The following is a 15,463-nucleotide window of genomic DNA, read 5'->3' as shown; positions in this document are numbered from 1 at the left end:
CATGTCGACGCTCGCCAGCATGAAATCGTTGCCGCCGAAAAGCGGCGCGCTCGGCGTCGAAGTGCTCGGCGCGAGCAAGCGCTTCGGCGCGTTTTGCGCGCTCGACGACGTCACGCTCAAGGTGCGCGCGGGCACGGTGCACGCGTTGCTCGGCGAAAATGGCGCGGGCAAGAGCACGCTCGTGAAAGGGCTCGTCGGTTATGGTCTGCTCGACAGCGGCCAGATCGTTGCCGACGGGCGCGAGGCGCGCATCGCTTCGCCGCGCGATGCGCAGGCGCTCGGCATCGGCATGGTCTATCAGCATTTCACGCTGGCGGCGGGCTTGTCGGTTGAAGAGAATCTGGTGCTCGCACGCGGCCGCATGCCATGGAAAATTAATTGGGATGCCGAACGAAAATCGCTCGACGAATTCATGCGCGCGATGCCGTTCCGGCTTGCGCTCGACGCCCCGGTGTCCGGCCTTGCGGCGGGCGAAAAGCAGAAGCTCGAAATTCTCAAGCAGTTGTATCTGCGTCAGCGCCTGCTGATTCTCGATGAGCCAACGTCCGTGCTTACGCCGCAGGAGGCCGACGAAGTGCTCGGTTTGATGCGCGATCTCGCGACGCGCAACGAGTTGACGGTGCTGATGATCACGCACAAGTTCCGTGAGGTGATGGCGTATGCGGACGATGTCACGGTGTTGCGCAAGGGGCGGCTCGTCGGCAGCTGTGCGGTGCGCGATACCGACCGCGACCGGCTGGCGGCGTGGATGATGGGCACCGACGCCGATGCGGCCGCCAACGCCGAAGCGCGCGCGACGACGGGCATCGATACCGTGCGGCCCGCGCGCAAGCCGTTAGCCGCCAACGCGCCTGTATCGCTCGAACTCTCGAAGCTGACCGTGCTCGATGACCGCGGCCACGCAGCAGTGCGCGAGGCGTCGCTAGCCGTCCGCGCGGGAGAAATCCTCGGGCTCGCGGGGGTCTCGGGCAATGGCCAGAAAGAGCTGGTGGAGGCGCTGGTCGGCCAGCGCCGCGCGCAGTCGGGCGCGATGCGCGTGAAAGGCGAGCCCTATCGCGCGACGCGCGAAGCGATGACGCGTTTGTCTGTGTTCGCGCTTCCGGAGGAACCGTTGCGCAATGCGTGCGTGGCGAACCTGAGCGTTGCCGAAAACCTCGCACTGCGCGATTTCGACCAGGCGCCGCTATGCGCGGGCGGCTGGCGTCTGAACCGGCGCGGGCTGCGCGAGCGCGCGAAGCAGCGCATTGCCGAATTCAATGTGCGGCCGCCGGTGCCGGAACGCGCCATCGGCACGCTCTCGGGCGGTAACGTGCAGCGCGCGGTGCTCGCGCGCGAACTGGGCCAGCTGGTCGAGGTGCTGATCGTCGCGAATCCGGTGTTCGGGCTCGACTTCGCGTCGGTGGCCGATATCCATGCGCGCATTCTCGCTGTGCGCGACGCGGGCGGAGCCGTGCTGCTGGTGAGCGAGGATCTTGACGAACTGCTGGAGCTGGCCGACCGCATCGCGGTGATCGCGCAAGGGCGGCTCGTGTTCGAAACCGCTGTGGAGAGCGCGGACCGCGTGGTGCTCGGCCGCCACATGGCCGGCCACGGCGACGATCTTCAAACCGGATCGGCGGCCCCGGCCGTCGCCTTTCATGGAGCTTGAGCAATGAGTTCGAGTGGACTCGGCGGATTGAACCGTTCGCCTGTGGGCGTGGTGATCGGCCTCGTGCAACTGCGCAATCCCGATGTCGAAACACCCGGGCAACTCACGGCGCAAACGCAGCGTATCGTCGATATGGTCGGCAAAGCGCGGCGCAACAATGCGGCGATGGATCTCGTGGTGTTTCCGGAATACGCGCTGCACGGTCTGTCGATGCGCACCGACGACGCGATCATGTGCACGCTCGACGGCCCGGAAGTGGCGGCGTTTAAGGCCGCGTGCGTCGAGCATCGGATCTGGGGCTGCTTTTCGATCATGGAGCGCAATCCGGGCGGTAATCCTTATAACAGCGGCCTGATCATCGACGATCGCGGCGAGATTCGGCTTTATTATCGCAAGCTGCATCCGTGGGTGCCGGTCGAGCCGTGGGAGCCGGGCAATCTCGGCGTGCCGGTGTGCGAAGGGCCGCGCGGCGTCAAGCTCGGGCTGATCATCTGTCACGATGGTATGTTCCCGGAGATGGCGCGCGAAGCCGCGTACAAGGGCGCAGAAGTGATCGTGCGCACGGCGGGTTACACGGCGCCGATCCGTCACGCGTGGCGCATTACCAATCAGTCGAATGCGTTTCAGAATCTCGCACAGACCGCGAGCGTCTGTCTATGCGGCAGTGATGGCACGTTCGATTCGATGGGCGAAGGCATGTTCTGCGATTTCGATGGCACCGTCATGGTGGACGGCAGTCATCGCCCCGATGAAATTATCACCTGCGAAATGCGGCCCGATCTAGTGCGCGAAGCGCGCGCGCATTGGGGTGTCGAGAACAACATCTATCAGCTCGGTCATCGCGGCTATGTGGCCGTCAAGGGCGGCGCACAGGATTGCCCGTACACTTTTATGCAGGACATGGTGCGCGGCGAATATCGTCTGCCGTGGGAAAGGGAGGTGCGCGTGACCGACGGCACGCCTTGCGGTTTCGAACCGCCCGAACGCACTTACGAGAGGTGATCAGCGATGCCGATACTCGTTTCCGCGCTGCCTTCGCCGTTTGCTTTCGAGGCCTCGAAGACGGCGCTCGTGGTGATCGATATGCAGCGCGATTTCGTCGAGCCGGGCGGCTTCGGCGCGGCGCTCGGCAATGACGTGTCACTACTCGGCGGCATCGTGCCGGACGTCGCGCGTCTGCTGGATCACGCGCGCGAGCACGGCTGGTTCGTCGTGCATACGCGCGAATCGCACGCGGCAGATCTCTCGGACTGTCCGCCCGCCAAGCGGCTGCGCGGGCAGCCGAGCGCACGGATCGGCGACGCGGGGCCGATGGGGCGCATTCTCGTGCGTGGCGAGCCGGGCAACGCGATTGTCGACGCGCTCGCGCCGCTCGGCGGCGAACTCGTGATCGACAAGCCGGGAAAAGGCGCGTTTTACGCGACCCGGCTCGGCGAGGAGCTGGCCCAGCGCGGCATCACGCATCTGGTATTCGCGGGCGTGACGACGGAGGTTTGCGTGCAGACGTCGATGCGCGAGGCGAACGATCGCGGTTACGAGTGTCTGCTGATCGAGGACGCAACCGCGAGCTACATTCCCGCGTTCAAGGAGGCGACGCTGGCCATGGTCCGCTCGCAAGGCGGTATCGTCGGGTGGACTGCGCGCCTCGCGCAATTGCTGGAGGCCGAAGCGTGATCGTGCCAATGAGTGAGAAAAAATGAACGGGAAAGCGGGCGAAAAAGCGATGATGAACGACCCGGCTATCGTGGCCGAAGTGACGGCCGCGTTCGAAGCCTACGAACGCGCGTTGATCGACAATGATGTCGCGGCCATGAACGTCCTTTTCTGGGACGCGCCCGAGACGGTGCGCTACGGCATCGCGGAAATCCAGCACGGCGGCGAAGCCATTCGCGCGTGGCGCGAAACGTGCTCGCCGGTGCCGAAGTCGCGCAGGCGGCATCGCACGGTGGTGACGGCGTTCGGCCGCGACTACGCGACGGTGAGCACCGAATTTACCAGTGATGCGACGCCGCTTCTCGGCCGCCAGATGCAGACCTGGGTGCGCCTCGGTTCGGCCGAGGCGCCGTTCGGAGGCTGGATCATCGTGGCCGCGCATGTGAGTCTGATCGAGGCGCCGGATGCACCGGCGGACGGCGAAGCGCGCGCGTAAGCCCCAAAACGACGAGGAACGGGCAGGAGAGTGGTCATCGAACCGAAACGGCAAACCGAAGCGAAGCCTGGGGATGCGACGGATGCGCCCGACGACACGAGCGCCGGCGAGGCGAAGGTGGTCTATGGCGCGAATCCGTTGGCTGAGCAGGTCTATCAGCGGCTCAAGCACGATATATTCGATTTCCGGCTGTTTCCGGGCGATCGCTTTTCGGAAACCGATATCGCGCAGCATTATGGCGTTTCGCGCACGCCGATGCGCGATGCGCTGTTTCGTTTGCTGCGCGAGGGCTATCTGGAGGTGGGTTTCCGGCGCGGCTGGAAAGTCTGCGATATCGACTTCGAGCGGCTCGATCAACTCTACGATCTGCGCATCGTGCTGGAACTCGCCGCGATCGAGCGCGTGGCCAGCGCACGGCCGCCGCATCCCGCCATCGACACGCTCAAGGCGGTCTGGTGCGTCGCGCCCGAGGCCCGCGAAAGCGACGCCGCGCGGATGTTCCGGCTCGACGAGGATTTCCATCGCGGCCTAGTGGAAGCCGCCGGCAACGCAGAGATGCTGCGTGTTCATAACGAAGTGACCGAGCGCATCCGCATCGTGCGTCGGCTCGATTTTCTGAAACCGCATCGCACCGATGCGACCTATGACGAGCACGCGACCATGCTCACGCTGATTGAGCGCGGCAAGGCGGCGGAGGCGGGGATTCTGCTGCGTGCGCATGTCACACAGAGTAAGCTGGAGGTGCGCAAGATTACCGTCTCGATGCTGGCGCAGGCCCGACACATAAAGTTGCCTTTCGTGAGTTGAGCCGCGTCTGGATAGGCAGTTGGCACTCCTGGCGGTGCTTTCTCTGTCTGACTTTTTTTCGCGCAGTGCAAGCATCAGCAACGGGGGATTTATTTTGCAGAACTAAAATCAACCGCGCGATGCCAGAGCGCGGACGCGCGGATGCCTTTAATTTTTGTGCCGTTTCCGGTTAGGCCGTGCTATGTCTATTGAGGCTCTATTTTTCGGCTGGCTAGATATTTTCTTTATGATCAGAGGCATTCTGACTCGCCTTGGACGGCGAGGAGTCAGAGCGGGGGAGTGCGCCGACGCTACACACTCATAGCGTGAGCGGGGAGGGGAAGCGTATTTTTCGTTTGCGGTTGTGCGATCGCGTTATCAGGCGCTCGATAGATATTTCATGAGCAGTAGCGGTGAAAGGCTCATATCGACCCGTTTGAGTCACTCAGTTAGCCTGGGCACCGGTCAGTTGACTCTCTGATATGAGACATGCGCATGCAGCGCTGCAGTCACTAGCATAAGTAGCTGTCGAGAAAACGACATCCATTAGTTCAGCCGCGCCACTGCAACGCAGCCTGACAATGGACCTTCGTGCCGACGACCTTGCTGATAAGTTCATTTGCAGTGTTGATCGCGCGAGCCGCGTCTTCCCACTTCACCGGACGGAGGCTGTGCGCAAAATTGTTACGCGTCCGTCTTGCATCGTCCAAGCGCGCGAGCATGTCGTCATCAATTTTCTTATGAAAGGAGAGCATCTGCGTCACGATCGAAGCAGTGTAATCGTGCCCCTCAAGCAGCATCCTTCGGCGATCGCGGTTCATCTCTGTGTGCCCACCATTTCTTGCATCCAGTTCATGTACGAGGCTGGCCCACACTTTATTGAGTGATTTTTCGATCACGGACCAAGCGATAAGATGGGCGGATTCGTATTGATGAAGCGTCAACTGATTGCCCGCAGTCAGGCAGAGTGCCAAGATTTTCAGGCCGTCGTCCTCAAACACTTCGCCGCAGCGTGCCATCACATGCAACGCATGATCTAGGGCGGCTAGCTTTATATCCTGCGCCAAAAAGTTTGATCCTTCCACTTGGCGGATCGAGGTGTCCGTGATAAGCCAGTGTCCTTGTTGCTCAAAAGCCTTGTAGTAGCTAGTTGGATTCAGCGGCGACTGTACGGGTGTTCCGGTTTGCATCGTCTCGGCGAGACCCGAATGTAGCGCCATCAAGAATGCGTTCATGTATTGAAAATGCTGATGGGCTAGTTCCTGCCGCTCTCGCATAATCTTCTCGTCAAACGTCGTACTTGGCACTTGTGCGAGATTTGGAGACTTGTCGAAATCAAAGATCAGGAAACCATCGCGGCGAGCCGATATGGGTACATTTGAGGGACCTGTTTCCTGCCATACGATTTGCGCCAGCTTGCGGTTGACTTCATCCATAGACGGCATATCCTTAGGCGCGCTTTCGAAGCAATACTGGATTCCGCCGTAGAAGTAGACCGCCAAGGCATAGGGTGAGACTGCGAGCGAGTTTTCCATGCGCTTGAATGAGCATTCGTTGTCGAAAGTGTTCGAGATAATCTCATAGGCGACATGAAATGGGCCGAATGACCGAAACGGGTTGAGTTTCAGCCATACGTCACCATCGAGCGAGCGTCGCTTCATGGCCGCACTCCGACCGACGCCGCAATCTGAAGTCTCGTCCGGATTGCCCAGATTTTCCCCAGCTTTAATGGCGGCTTTTGCCCGGTGAGTTTGCCCTTGTTCCACGGCACACGGCGGCTTACGACGGCATTCCCGGATTCCATGACAATCTCATCTCAAGCAAGGGGGGATTGAGTGTGCGCCGCGTCGGGCGGCCGCTGCCCGGCCTGAGGGCGACAACTGGCGTAACGCAACCAGTATCTGCTTTGGCTCACCTGGCTGACCGCGCTGGTATTACCTCAATCATTTGCAGACTGGAGCGCATAACGCTCGTGGAGCGTCGCTCAACATAAATCGTCAGCGCTTTTTCACGTTCCTTTCTTGCCGACGCGCTGCGCTCCGCCCGCGCAACGTACGCTGCGAAGCGAGCCGATGCCGGGTGCGCGTGATCGTATCGCGCAGTTCAGTCCGCATGTACCAAGGCCACCACGCGAGGTGATAAAAGAGCAGGCAGGCGCGCCAGCGTCCTCGCCGCCACATCGGGGAGACGCCATCCGTCGGAAAGTCGTTCAGGTTGCGGTAGCCCAGCGAACAGACGCCGATTGTCATCCAGACGACGGCCACGATACAGGTCGGGAGCGAAATCGCGCAGGCAGCCACGAAGATTCCGAGTGGTAGCAGGATTTCGAACGACGAGCGGGTTTTCATCTCATTTTCTCCCCGTCAGAATGTATTGCCTCGGCCGTGGGCGCTGGAGAACGCCCCACCAGCCTGAATGTCCGTTTCGAGCCCTGCTGAAAGCATAGTTTGAGCCAAAATATGAAAGAAAGAGCAACCGTCGTGTGCTGGCGAGACGACAGAATCCTTCTCGTCGAACGGGGGCGGTCCCGGTGGTCGTTGCCCGGCGGCACGATTCGGCGTGACGAGTCGCCGGAGGACGCCGCGAGGCGCGAACTCAGCGAAGAAACCACGCTCGCGGGGCACGAGCTAGGCTACCTGTTCCTGTTTGGCGGGCTAAACAAGCGCCATCACGTCTTCTATGCGGTCCTGTCTGACGATGCGAGGCCGGAGCCGAACAACGAAATTCTCCGATGCAGATGGTTTCAGCCCAGGAAAGTGGCCAGACTCGTCACCAGTGTGCCGACGCGCGAAATTGTTAGTCTCATTTTTAGTCACGAAAATGTCACAATCTAGCCCACATGCAGAGCCCGGCGCATACGCATTGGTTGCGACGCGCCTCGGGACTTTGCACCCCTTTGGCTATTGGGACCGATATTTTGATAGGTAACATTGAGATTCTGTCGCGGCTGCTTTTGGCGGCGCTGCTGGGCAGCGTGATTGGCTTTGAGCGTGAACGCCTGAACTGGGCCGCGGGCTTGCGCACGCATATGCTCGTGAGCACTGGCGCTTGCCTGATGATGCTCGTGTCGGCATTCGGCTTTGCCGACGTGCTGGGAGAGAAGAATGTTGTGCTCGATCCGTCGCGGGTTGCCGCACAGGTGGTATCGGGGATTGGTTTCCTCGGTGCCGGGTCGATTCTGCTCCGGGGCGAAGTTGTAAAGGGGTTGACCACGGCTGCCAGCTTGTGGTCCGTTGCGGGTGTCGGCCTCGCAGTCGGTGGGGGCATGTATACCGCCGCCATCGGCGCGACTGCCATCATCCTGCTCATCCTTGCCGGGGTGAAACCACTTGAGCGGCGGTTCATTGCGGTACGTCAGCAACGAAGCATTCAAGTGCTGGCCGAGCGTGGAAGCGTTACTCTGGATACCCTTCATCGCACCCTCGGTACGGGGAGCAGTCGGGTCAAGCAGCTCATTGTTCAACAGTCGGAAGACGATCCGGATCTGGACGACATACAGATCGCCCTGTCTCGGGTGACTGCAAACGACTTTGCAGCGATCTGCTCGCGGCTTGAGAAAATGTCCGGTGTGCGCGCGTGTCGGCGCGATGGATGAGCGGGACGAGACACGATGAGGAGTTACGAATACAACGGTTTCATGTTTGAGATTTCCGTTGAGACCGACACTAAAATCCAGGCGGACAGGCGCACGCCATTGCGGCATGGTTTTGTCGCCATTGTCCGGATATTCAAGGAAGGTAACGCCATCGCGATCTTTTCGCCTCTGCGATTCGGCGAAGCGGGTGGTCGGCCATTCGCGACGGAGGCGGATGCACTCATGGGTGGGCATAGCGCGGCCCGCAAGATCGTAGACGATCTCTTTTCTCGCGATCGACCCTAGCTTTGCGAGCAATCGTCGCCTGCGATTTGCGCGACTTCTCGCGTGGATAATCCAAACGCCCTGTACAGCAATGCGTCGATTTCGCGCGCGGCTGCCGCGGCTTCGGCCGCACACCCGGCGCGGCTATGCGTCAGCAGGTCATCCACCAGACCGACCACCGCACTTCTCACTTCAGGCGCTTGCGGCACCGGCACCGAATCGATCATCGCTTTGGTGAACGCAATGCCGCCGTTATAGCTGGCCGATGGATAACGCGCCCGCAGATAAAACGCCGACAGCGGGCAATTCAGCACCGCCGCTGCGAACTTCAGCAGGCTATCGTCGGCAGCGCGCAGGATCAGCGTCGTTTTGCCCGGGATCGTGTCGCCGGCGAGATCGAGTGCAGCGTCGAGCCGCGTCAGTCCCTTCACGATCACCTTCCTTGCCTGGGCCTTGCCGCCGTACGCATTCGCGAACTCCGCGGCGAAACGCACGCGATCTACGACGGGCGCCTGATACCGCTTGCCGAGATAGGTCATCGGCCTCTCGTTCCAGCGGGATATGAATCGCCCCAAGGTGCCCGTATTGACCACGCGGAACTGGCGCCGGGGATCGAAGCGCCCATTCGCTTCCTCGACGAGCGGCCCGAGCCGGTACGCGTCCGAGGTCGCGCACGCGTTTTCGCAGCACAGCAACGAACCGAGCGTCGCGTGCGAGCGCTCCATCTTTTGCACGAACGCATAGTGGGGAGAGAGCAGCGCGTCGAGCCTCCACGGCGCGGCCAGACCGGACTTGCGCGCCTGGGCGAGCGGGACCAGCATGTCTCCCTCGCAACGCGCCGTCGAAACGAACCCGATGCCTTCGTTCGCATAGAGCGTCACGATCGAGTCGACCCGCGCACGGTCGAACACACCACGGCCCAGCGCGGCGATGTGCTCGATCTTGTCGAGATAGCGCGCCCGGAATGCATCGCCGAAGGGCTTGGAGAGCCACTTGTCCGGCGTGAGGCACGCCATCGCGCCCGTGGGAGTGAGAAGCGCCAGGCCGAGCTCCATGAAGACGACGTACAGGTCCCAGTTGCCCTTCGCGGCCGGCCAGCGCCGCGCAAGATGCTCGCGCACGGGCAGCATGCCTTCGTTCGCCATGCGTTCGGAGTCGATGTAGGGCGGGTTCGCGACTATCGCGTCGAAACCGCGGAACGCGCCTGCGTCGTCGAGAACATCGGGAAAGGCGATGCGCCATTCGAAGGCGTTGGCGTCGGCGTAGACAGATGACGTGGCGCTCGATTCGTGCGGCGCGTCCGTTGGCAGGTTCGCTGCCAGCGCCGCGCGAGCGTGTGTCAGCCGGTCGGCGGCAGCAGCGCGTTGCGCGCGGTTCGTGCCCGCCGAGGCCCGATATTGCGAGACCGCCGCACGATAACGGGCGGTTAGCGCTACGCGTCCTCGCTCCGTGCCGTGCAAGGGTGACTGGAAGCCGAACCGCTGAATGGCAGCGTTGCCTTGCTGGATATTGATGTCGAGATTGGGCAGGATGGCGAACTGTCCGTTCGCGTCGTACCCGGCATGTTCGAGCAGTTCGATCCAGAGTTGCAGTCGCGTCATCCGCACCGCATCGGGATTGATGTCTACGCCGAACAAGCCGTTTTCGACGATGGCGCGCTTTTCCCTGAACAGCACTGCATCGAGGCTTTGCCGTTCCTCCTCTGCCAACGCGCTGTCGAGCGATGTGCCGTTTTCCCGTTTCACCACGAGCCGGTCCGACTCGATCTCGAAGTCATAGCCGGCAAGCGGGTTGCCTGCGGCGTCGGTCAGCAGGCCGAGCCGGGACTTGAGCGCCACGCGGGCGTTGAGCGCCGAAACGAGCAGATGCCCGGAGCCTGCCGCCGGGTCGCAGACGCGTAGTGTGTCCACGATCTCGCGGGCTTCGTCGCGATCCCTGATTGCCTGGCATAACTGATCGATGGATTTGCAGTGCCAGCCCTTGAGTCCATTGAACCGGCGGATCGCAGCCGACTCGATCGCAGTGCCGGCCAGGTACGTTGCGACGCCGTCTGGCGTGAACCATGCGCCCTCTCTATAGCCATTGAACTTCTCGAAGATCAAGCCGAGCGTTGCAGTATCGACCTTCGGTTTTCCCGCATGGCCGGGCCGTTTCACGTGCGGGGAAAAGTCATAGGCCTCGAGAAAATCGAGCAGATAACGCACGGGATTCAGCGCTTCCCTTGCTTCAATTAGCGCGGTTTGCGCGAATACCGGCAATGGCGGCGAATTCGCCAGCGCGCCGAGCGGGACGCCTGCGTTTTCCAGATCCTTCGCGATAAAAACCGAGCCGTCGAAGCGCGGAATCAGCGGGAACGACGCGCGCGATGCCGGGGCCTCATTCATGAGCACTTCGCGGCACAACGCATCGAGTTCGCCAAAGGAGCGAATGTGGCTGGAGCGCAGGAATGCGTAAGCCGGATCGTCATCGTGCAGCGCGAGCAGCCGCGTTTCGAGCAGCTTGAGAAACACGAGGCGGCTGAGCCACGCGATACACAGGCGCAGCACTGTCTCGAATCGTTCCCGCTGCTGATTTTCCTGGGCGGTTTTCCCGTCGCGCGCCTCGATGCAGGCCAGTGCGTTTTCGACCAGCGATCCGGGCGCCCTGGCGTGGGCAGCGCGCCGGGCGATGGCCGGCTTGCCGCCCGTCGCGGTTTCGCACAAACCCGCGATATGCAGCAGTTCCGCGTAGAAGCGTTGGTCGAGCGTTGCGTGGCGAGCGCGCATCCGTCTCGTCTTGTTGGTCTCGGGCATGATTTTGTTGGGGCGGCGTCTGCCTCGCGTTGCCTGCCGGTGCGCGTGGGGCGTCGATCGCCGCTCATTTTAAGCGTGTCGCGAGCGCTGCGCGCCCTATGACGTTCGGACGAGTCGACGGACGCCCGCGGGTGGGCGATCATCGTGACAAGCTTCGAGTCCCGCAACATGCCGCAGTGCTCTGCTATATGATGGCGCCGCCGCGGCCGAGCCGTTTTGCCTGTGAATCCTATGACCGACATTCCCACCCTCAGCTGGCCCGATACGGATGGCCCGCGCACCGTCCGCTGGCGTTCGGAAGCGGGCGTCGCGCCGCCGAAGCGCGTAGTGCTCGCCGACGACCGCACGACGGCCGACGCGGCTTACCGGCTCGCCTGCGAAGGCACCGCGCTGCTGTGGCGCGGCGACTACCAGAACGCCCGCCAGTTGCTGCAGGCGATGGCGCGCCGCGTCGACCGCAAGCCGCCCAAAGCCGCTGCTTCGCCGCTGGAGGCCTTCAACCTGCACCGCCAGGCGCAGTCGCAGCGCGCGCGAACGCTCGGCATGGTGCTGATCCCGCTCGAAGGCGACTACACGATTGCCCTGCGACGCGCACCCGACGCGCAGCTTGCCTGCGAAGAGGCGTGGGGGCCGGCCACGGGGGAGGCCTCGGCGGTTTCGCTGCGCGAGTTGCTTGGTCTGATCGGCGCGCACGAGTGGCGCAAGAAGGGCGTCGAGATACCGGCGCTCGGCGGCGAGCGCATTCATCCGTACTACGGCGTCTTTTCTCCGGTGCGCGGGGAGTATGTCGACCTCGTCGCGCGCACGCCGCTGCCTTCCGTGGACAAGGCGTTCGACATCGGCACGGGTACCGGTGTGCTGTCCGCCGTGCTGGCGGCGCGTGGCGTGGGGCGGATCGTGGCCACCGATCAGGATCCACGCGCACTCGCTTGCGCGCGCGAGAACCTCGCGCGGCTGGGTTATGCCGATCAAGTCGAAGTGATCGAAGCCGATCTCTTTCCGCCGGGGCGTGCGCCGCTCGTCGTCTGCAATCCCCCCTGGGTGCCGGCGCGGCCTGCTTCGCCCATCGAATATGCCGTATTCGATCCGGATAGCCGCATGCTGCGCGGTTTCCTCGACGGCTTGAAGGACCATCTGGAGCCGGGCGGCGAGGGCTGGCTGATTCTCTCCGACTTTGCGGAGCATCTCGGTCTGCGCACACGGGCCGCATTCATGGAGAGGGTTGCGAATGCGGGACTGGAGGTGGCGGGGCGCGAGGATATTCGCGCACGTCACCCGAAGGCGGCGGACCGCAGCGATCCGCTTCACGAGGCGCGCGCAAAGGAAGTCACGTCGCTCTGGCGACTGAAGGCGAAGGTTCAGGAGAAGTGAGATCGCCGAAGCGCGGGCACAGGGCCGGCGCTTCGGTGGGGTGGTGCGGTAGGGCCGGTCGACGCTCAGCCAGGGTAGGCTTCGTCGACTTTCAGTCCCGCGAGCTTGAAAATCACGCGTAATGTCTGCGGTTTGATGTCCCGGCGGGCGGCGAGGGACGACATCACGAAGTCGAGAACCTTTGCGTATTTCAGCAGGATCAGGCAGGTTTCGAGGTCGCTTGCGCCATCGCGCATTTCCTCGGCAATACGCAACATCTCAACCGATATGTCGCGCGCCATTTCGAGTTCCAGCTGCTGCTTCTCCGTCCACGAAGGAACATCGAGCAGCTTCGTGAGCAATTCCTGAAATTTCTGCTCAGCATTTCCGTCTGGTTTCGTATTCATTGCAAGCCTCGTGCAAGGACGTGCAGCATCGTGCGCTTCCTGGGCAACGATGGACTGCCACGTGCCTGTTCTGTCGCCGCCGGCCATGCCGGAGCGACCTCCCATACGTGCCCGCCGGTGCATTGCCGGTGGGTCACGCTCCCAGTGGTCCTTTGTGGACATCGGGGACGGATGTCCGCCGTGTCTCTTTTAATCAACCCCTCCCTGCCGTCCGGACGTGGGGTCAGCGTTCCGGACGCTGCGGGCCGCCTGCGACTTCTGTTTGCCGACGGCCACGTCATGCTTTTTCCGTAAAATGGCAGGTAAATCTTGTTCCTTCCGTCGCCTGTCGCACGTTTCGCGACAAAAGACGTCTCTCTTTCGCCCGCACGATGTCCAGCAAGACTTACGAAATCCGTCCGAACCAGTCCGTCGAGCTCCTCAAGGAGCTCCACATTCTGACGCGGGACGGCAAGATGAATCAGGATAGCCGCCGCAAGCTCAAGCAGGTCTATCACCTGTTCCAGTTCATCGAGCCCCTTCTCAAGGACCTCAAGCAGGATGGCCGCGACATCACGCTCGTCGATCATGGCGCCGGCAAGTCCTACCTTGGTTTTATCCTTTACGACCTGTTTTTCAAGGAGCTTCACGATCACTCGCGCATTTTCGGCATCGAGACGCGCGACGAACTCGTGCAGCGCTCGCGCGATCTGGCGAAACGGCTGGGTTTCGAAGGAATGTCGTTTCTGAATCTGTCCGTGGCGGACTCGATCGCCTCCGACGCGCTGCCGCCCACTGTCGATATGGTGACGGCGCTGCACGCCTGCGATACGGCCACCGACGACGCGCTACGGTTCGCGCTCAAGAAGCGCGCGCGCCATATCGTGGTGGTACCGTGCTGTCAGGCCGAGGTGGCGGGCGTACTGCGGCGCAACAAGGGCAAGTCGCTTGGCCAGGCGCTCACGGAGATCTGGCGCCATCCGCTGCACACGCGCGAGTTCGGCAGCCAGATCACGAACGTGCTGCGCTGCCTGCAACTGGAGGCGCACGGCTACCAGGTGAGCGTGACGGAGCTGGTGGGGTGGGAGCACTCGATGAAGAACGAACTCATCGTCGCCCAATACAAGGATCTGCCGCGGCGCCGACCCGCGGAGCGGCTCACGGAAATTCTCGAGACCCTCGGCCTCGCCGAGCTCAACGAGCGGTTCTTCATCGACGACGCCGGCAACGGCCCGGCGCCCGCACCGGTTGTCGAAGAGCCGGCGGCCTAATTGCCGCTGCGGTCGGTGGCGCTGCCGTCGCCGCCGGCCATCCAGTCCTGCCAGCCCTGCAGGCCGAGCCGGCGCAGCGTCGCCTGATTGCGTTCGTAGATATCGGCAGCGTCCGGGAATGCCTCGACGGCGCGCTCGATGCTCGCCTCGCGCAGCAAATGCAGGATCGGATAAGGGGCGTGGTTCGTGTAATTCTCGATGTCGTCGGGCTCGGTGCCTTCGAACTGGTACTGCGGATGAAAGCTCGCGATCTGCAGCGTGCCTTCTAGCCTTAGCTGCTGGAGGAGCCGGTCGGCGAAGTAGAGCGCGTCGTTGAAATCCAGGAAGTCGACGAGTGCGCGGGGCAGGATCAGCAGGGTCGTGTCGAGTTGCTCGGGATCGGCGGCGTCCAGCGCCTTCAGTTCCGTTTCGAGATCGACGAGAACGCCTTCCAGACCGGTCGCCTCGCTCACCACGTAGCGGATCTGCTGCTTCACGTGCACGCTCTTCGCGAACGGGCACAGGTTCAGGCCGATCACCGCACGGGTGAGCCAGTGGCGCGTGGCGGCGAGAATGTCGGCGTGGGCTGCGGCGGTATCGGTCATCGCGCTATTTTACCGGCGCGGGGCAGGCCGCCTGGATCAACGCTTTCGCTACGCGCGGACCGGCGAGGATCGGGCCGCAGCCCGGGCCGTAGGTCTGGCTCGCCGCATAGATGCCTTCGATCAGCAGGGCGAGTTCATCGGCGAGGGCCGCAGGATCGGCGGCCTGCGCTTCCTCGGCGAGCGAGGTGAGCCGCGCAATCAGCTTCGCCTTGTTCCCGGCAACCGAATGACGTGCCGGATGCGAGGCGTCCGGAAATTCCGCCGCTACGTTCACGAACGGGCAGCCCCGGTAATCGGGCGCCGAGGCACGCTGCGCGAGGTCTTCGAAATACTGGAGCAACTGCCTGACCGGCTGGCCCGGGTGTTTCGCGACGCTCGCTTCCAGGCGCTCGAAGAAACGCTCGTCGCAGCGCTTCAGATACGCGACGACCAGATCGTCCTTCGACGAAAATTGCCGATACAGGCTCATCTTGTTGACGCCCGCGCGCTCGACGACGGCCTCGACGCCCACGGCGCGCACGCCTTCCCGATAGAACAGTTCGTCTGCTGCGAGCAGCAGGTGCTCCTGTGCGCGCGGCTTGCTCGTGCGGCGGGCGCGCGGAGTGGGGGAATGATCGCTCATGGAATTCTCACCGGTG

General features: G+C 62.7%; 16 protein-coding genes and 1 pseudogene. 10 read left to right on the top strand and 7 right to left on the bottom strand.

From position 1 onward, the window contains the following. The first annotated feature begins 1 nt into the window (after window position 1). From U5760_RS29205 to U5760_RS29185, 5 genes are all read left to right on the top strand, one after another. Window positions 2-1,648: an ABC transporter ATP-binding protein gene (locus U5760_RS29205; RefSeq protein ID WP_322015794.1), complete on the top strand. Its 1,647-nt coding sequence runs from the start codon at window positions 2-4 to the stop codon at window positions 1,646-1,648. 3 nt (window positions 1,649-1,651) lie between these two features. Beyond that, window positions 1,652-2,650: a formamidase gene (locus U5760_RS29200; protein ID WP_322015793.1), complete on the top strand. Its 999-nt coding sequence runs from the start codon at window positions 1,652-1,654 to the stop codon at window positions 2,648-2,650. A gap of 6 nt (window positions 2,651-2,656) precedes the next feature. Beyond that, window positions 2,657-3,322: a cysteine hydrolase gene (locus U5760_RS29195; RefSeq protein WP_322015792.1), complete on the top strand. Its 666-nt coding sequence runs from the start codon at window positions 2,657-2,659 to the stop codon at window positions 3,320-3,322. A 22-nt stretch (window positions 3,323-3,344) separates the two neighbouring features. Then, window positions 3,345-3,797, top strand: a complete 453-nt coding sequence (gene hpxZ / locus U5760_RS29190) for an oxalurate catabolism protein HpxZ (protein ID WP_322015791.1) — start codon at window positions 3,345-3,347, stop codon at window positions 3,795-3,797. 117 nt (window positions 3,798-3,914) lie between these two features. Beyond that, complete coding sequence (locus tag U5760_RS29185) at window positions 3,915-4,604, top strand: GntR family transcriptional regulator (protein ID WP_322015790.1); 690 nt, start codon at window positions 3,915-3,917, stop codon at window positions 4,602-4,604. 530 nt (window positions 4,605-5,134) lie between these two features. Here the strand turns inward: U5760_RS29185 and U5760_RS29180 are convergent. From U5760_RS29180 to U5760_RS29170, 3 genes and pseudogenes are all read right to left on the bottom strand, one after another. Beyond that, entirely contained in the window at window positions 5,135-6,244 is a 1,110-nt protein-coding gene (locus tag U5760_RS29180) for a hypothetical protein (protein WP_322015789.1), read from the bottom strand. A gap of 11 nt (window positions 6,245-6,255) precedes the next feature. Beyond that, window positions 6,256-6,387 (bottom strand): annotated as a pseudogene (locus tag U5760_RS29175) (integrase); the annotation flags it as partial. Between the two features lie 193 nt (window positions 6,388-6,580). Next, window positions 6,581-6,931: a hypothetical protein gene (locus U5760_RS29170; protein WP_322015788.1), complete on the bottom strand. Its 351-nt coding sequence runs from the start codon at window positions 6,929-6,931 to the stop codon at window positions 6,581-6,583. Window positions 6,932-7,042: 111 nt separating this feature from the next. Between U5760_RS29170 and U5760_RS29165 the strand changes: the two genes are divergently transcribed. The 3 genes from U5760_RS29165 (at window position 7,043) to U5760_RS29155 (ending at window position 8,463) form a co-directional block, all read left to right on the top strand. Further along, window positions 7,043-7,417, top strand: a complete 375-nt coding sequence (locus U5760_RS29165; RefSeq protein ID WP_322015787.1) for an NUDIX hydrolase — start codon at window positions 7,043-7,045, stop codon at window positions 7,415-7,417. Between the two features lie 83 nt (window positions 7,418-7,500). Further along, complete coding sequence (locus U5760_RS29160; protein ID WP_322015811.1) at window positions 7,501-8,178, top strand: MgtC/SapB family protein; 678 nt, start codon at window positions 7,501-7,503, stop codon at window positions 8,176-8,178. A gap of 15 nt (window positions 8,179-8,193) precedes the next feature. Then, window positions 8,194-8,463 (top strand): hypothetical protein, encoded by a 270-nt coding sequence (locus U5760_RS29155; protein WP_322015786.1) that lies wholly within the window; start codon window positions 8,194-8,196, stop codon window positions 8,461-8,463. Here the strand turns inward: U5760_RS29155 and U5760_RS29150 are convergent. After that, the gene (locus U5760_RS29150; protein WP_322015785.1) at window positions 8,460-11,207 is read right to left on the bottom strand and encodes an Eco57I restriction-modification methylase domain-containing protein; all 2,748 of its coding nucleotides are present in this window, start codon (window positions 11,205-11,207) and stop codon (window positions 8,460-8,462) included. The genes U5760_RS29155 and U5760_RS29150 overlap by 4 nt on opposite strands. Window positions 11,208-11,465: 258 nt before the next feature. Here U5760_RS29150 and U5760_RS29145 point away from each other — a divergent pair, with 258 nt between their 5' ends. After that, window positions 11,466-12,605: a class I SAM-dependent methyltransferase gene (locus U5760_RS29145; RefSeq protein WP_322015784.1), complete on the top strand. Its 1,140-nt coding sequence runs from the start codon at window positions 11,466-11,468 to the stop codon at window positions 12,603-12,605. 65 nt (window positions 12,606-12,670) lie between these two features. Here U5760_RS29145 and U5760_RS29140 read toward each other — a convergent pair whose 3' ends face one another. Beyond that, complete coding sequence (locus U5760_RS29140; RefSeq protein ID WP_028228068.1) at window positions 12,671-12,991, bottom strand: hypothetical protein; 321 nt, start codon at window positions 12,989-12,991, stop codon at window positions 12,671-12,673. Window positions 12,992-13,362: 371 nt separating this feature from the next. On the opposite strand from U5760_RS29140, the gene U5760_RS29135 reads away from it, so the two are divergent. Next, the gene (locus U5760_RS29135) at window positions 13,363-14,241 is read left to right on the top strand and encodes an SAM-dependent methyltransferase (RefSeq protein WP_322015783.1); all 879 of its coding nucleotides are present in this window, start codon (window positions 13,363-13,365) and stop codon (window positions 14,239-14,241) included. Here U5760_RS29135 and U5760_RS29130 read toward each other — a convergent pair. Next, on the bottom strand, window positions 14,238-14,825 hold the full coding sequence (locus tag U5760_RS29130; protein ID WP_322015782.1) for a DUF1415 domain-containing protein: 588 nt from the start codon (window positions 14,823-14,825) through the stop codon (window positions 14,238-14,240). The genes U5760_RS29135 and U5760_RS29130 overlap by 4 nt on opposite strands. A gap of 4 nt (window positions 14,826-14,829) precedes the next feature. Further along, window positions 14,830-15,447 carry a TetR/AcrR family transcriptional regulator gene (locus U5760_RS29125; protein ID WP_322015781.1) on the bottom strand — a complete coding sequence of 206 codons (618 nt, stop codon included), beginning with the start codon at window positions 15,445-15,447 and terminating at the stop codon, window positions 14,830-14,832. Between the last annotated feature and the right edge of the window lie 16 nt (window positions 15,448-15,463).

This window comes from Paraburkholderia sp. J12, from assembly GCF_905220215.1.
Taxonomy (GTDB): domain Bacteria; phylum Pseudomonadota; class Gammaproteobacteria; order Burkholderiales; family Burkholderiaceae; genus Paraburkholderia.
This window is presented reverse-complemented; position numbering and strand designations above follow the sequence as displayed.

Bases quoted from the DNA above. Each gene is read 5' to 3' on its own strand.
- U5760_RS29195 (WP_322015792.1), top strand. From the start codon at position 2,657: ATGCCGATACTCGTTTCCGCGCTGCCTTCGCCGTTTGCTTTCGAGGCC.
- U5760_RS29130 (WP_322015782.1), bottom strand. From the start codon at position 14,825: ATGACCGATACCGCCGCAGCCCACGCCGACATTCTCGCCGCCACGCGC.
- hpxZ (WP_322015791.1), top strand. From the start codon at position 3,345: ATGAACGGGAAAGCGGGCGAAAAAGCGATGATGAACGACCCGGCTATC.
- U5760_RS29180 (WP_322015789.1), bottom strand. From the start codon at position 6,244: ATGAAGCGACGCTCGCTCGATGGTGACGTATGGCTGAAACTCAACCCG.
- U5760_RS29205 (WP_322015794.1), top strand. From the start codon at position 2: ATGTCGACGCTCGCCAGCATGAAATCGTTGCCGCCGAAAAGCGGCGCG.
- U5760_RS29155 (WP_322015786.1), top strand. From the start codon at position 8,194: ATGAGGAGTTACGAATACAACGGTTTCATGTTTGAGATTTCCGTTGAG.
- U5760_RS29150 (WP_322015785.1), bottom strand. From the start codon at position 11,207: ATGCGCGCTCGCCACGCAACGCTCGACCAACGCTTCTACGCGGAACTG.
- U5760_RS29165 (WP_322015787.1), top strand. From the start codon at position 7,043: ATGAAAGAAAGAGCAACCGTCGTGTGCTGGCGAGACGACAGAATCCTT.
- U5760_RS29140 (WP_028228068.1), bottom strand. From the start codon at position 12,991: ATGAATACGAAACCAGACGGAAATGCTGAGCAGAAATTTCAGGAATTG.
- U5760_RS29200 (WP_322015793.1), top strand. From the start codon at position 1,652: ATGAGTTCGAGTGGACTCGGCGGATTGAACCGTTCGCCTGTGGGCGTG.
- U5760_RS29170 (WP_322015788.1), bottom strand. From the start codon at position 6,931: ATGAAAACCCGCTCGTCGTTCGAAATCCTGCTACCACTCGGAATCTTC.
- U5760_RS29135 (WP_322015783.1), top strand. From the start codon at position 13,363: ATGTCCAGCAAGACTTACGAAATCCGTCCGAACCAGTCCGTCGAGCTC.
- U5760_RS29125 (WP_322015781.1), bottom strand. From the start codon at position 15,447: ATGAGCGATCATTCCCCCACTCCGCGCGCCCGCCGCACGAGCAAGCCG.
- U5760_RS29145 (WP_322015784.1), top strand. From the start codon at position 11,466: ATGACCGACATTCCCACCCTCAGCTGGCCCGATACGGATGGCCCGCGC.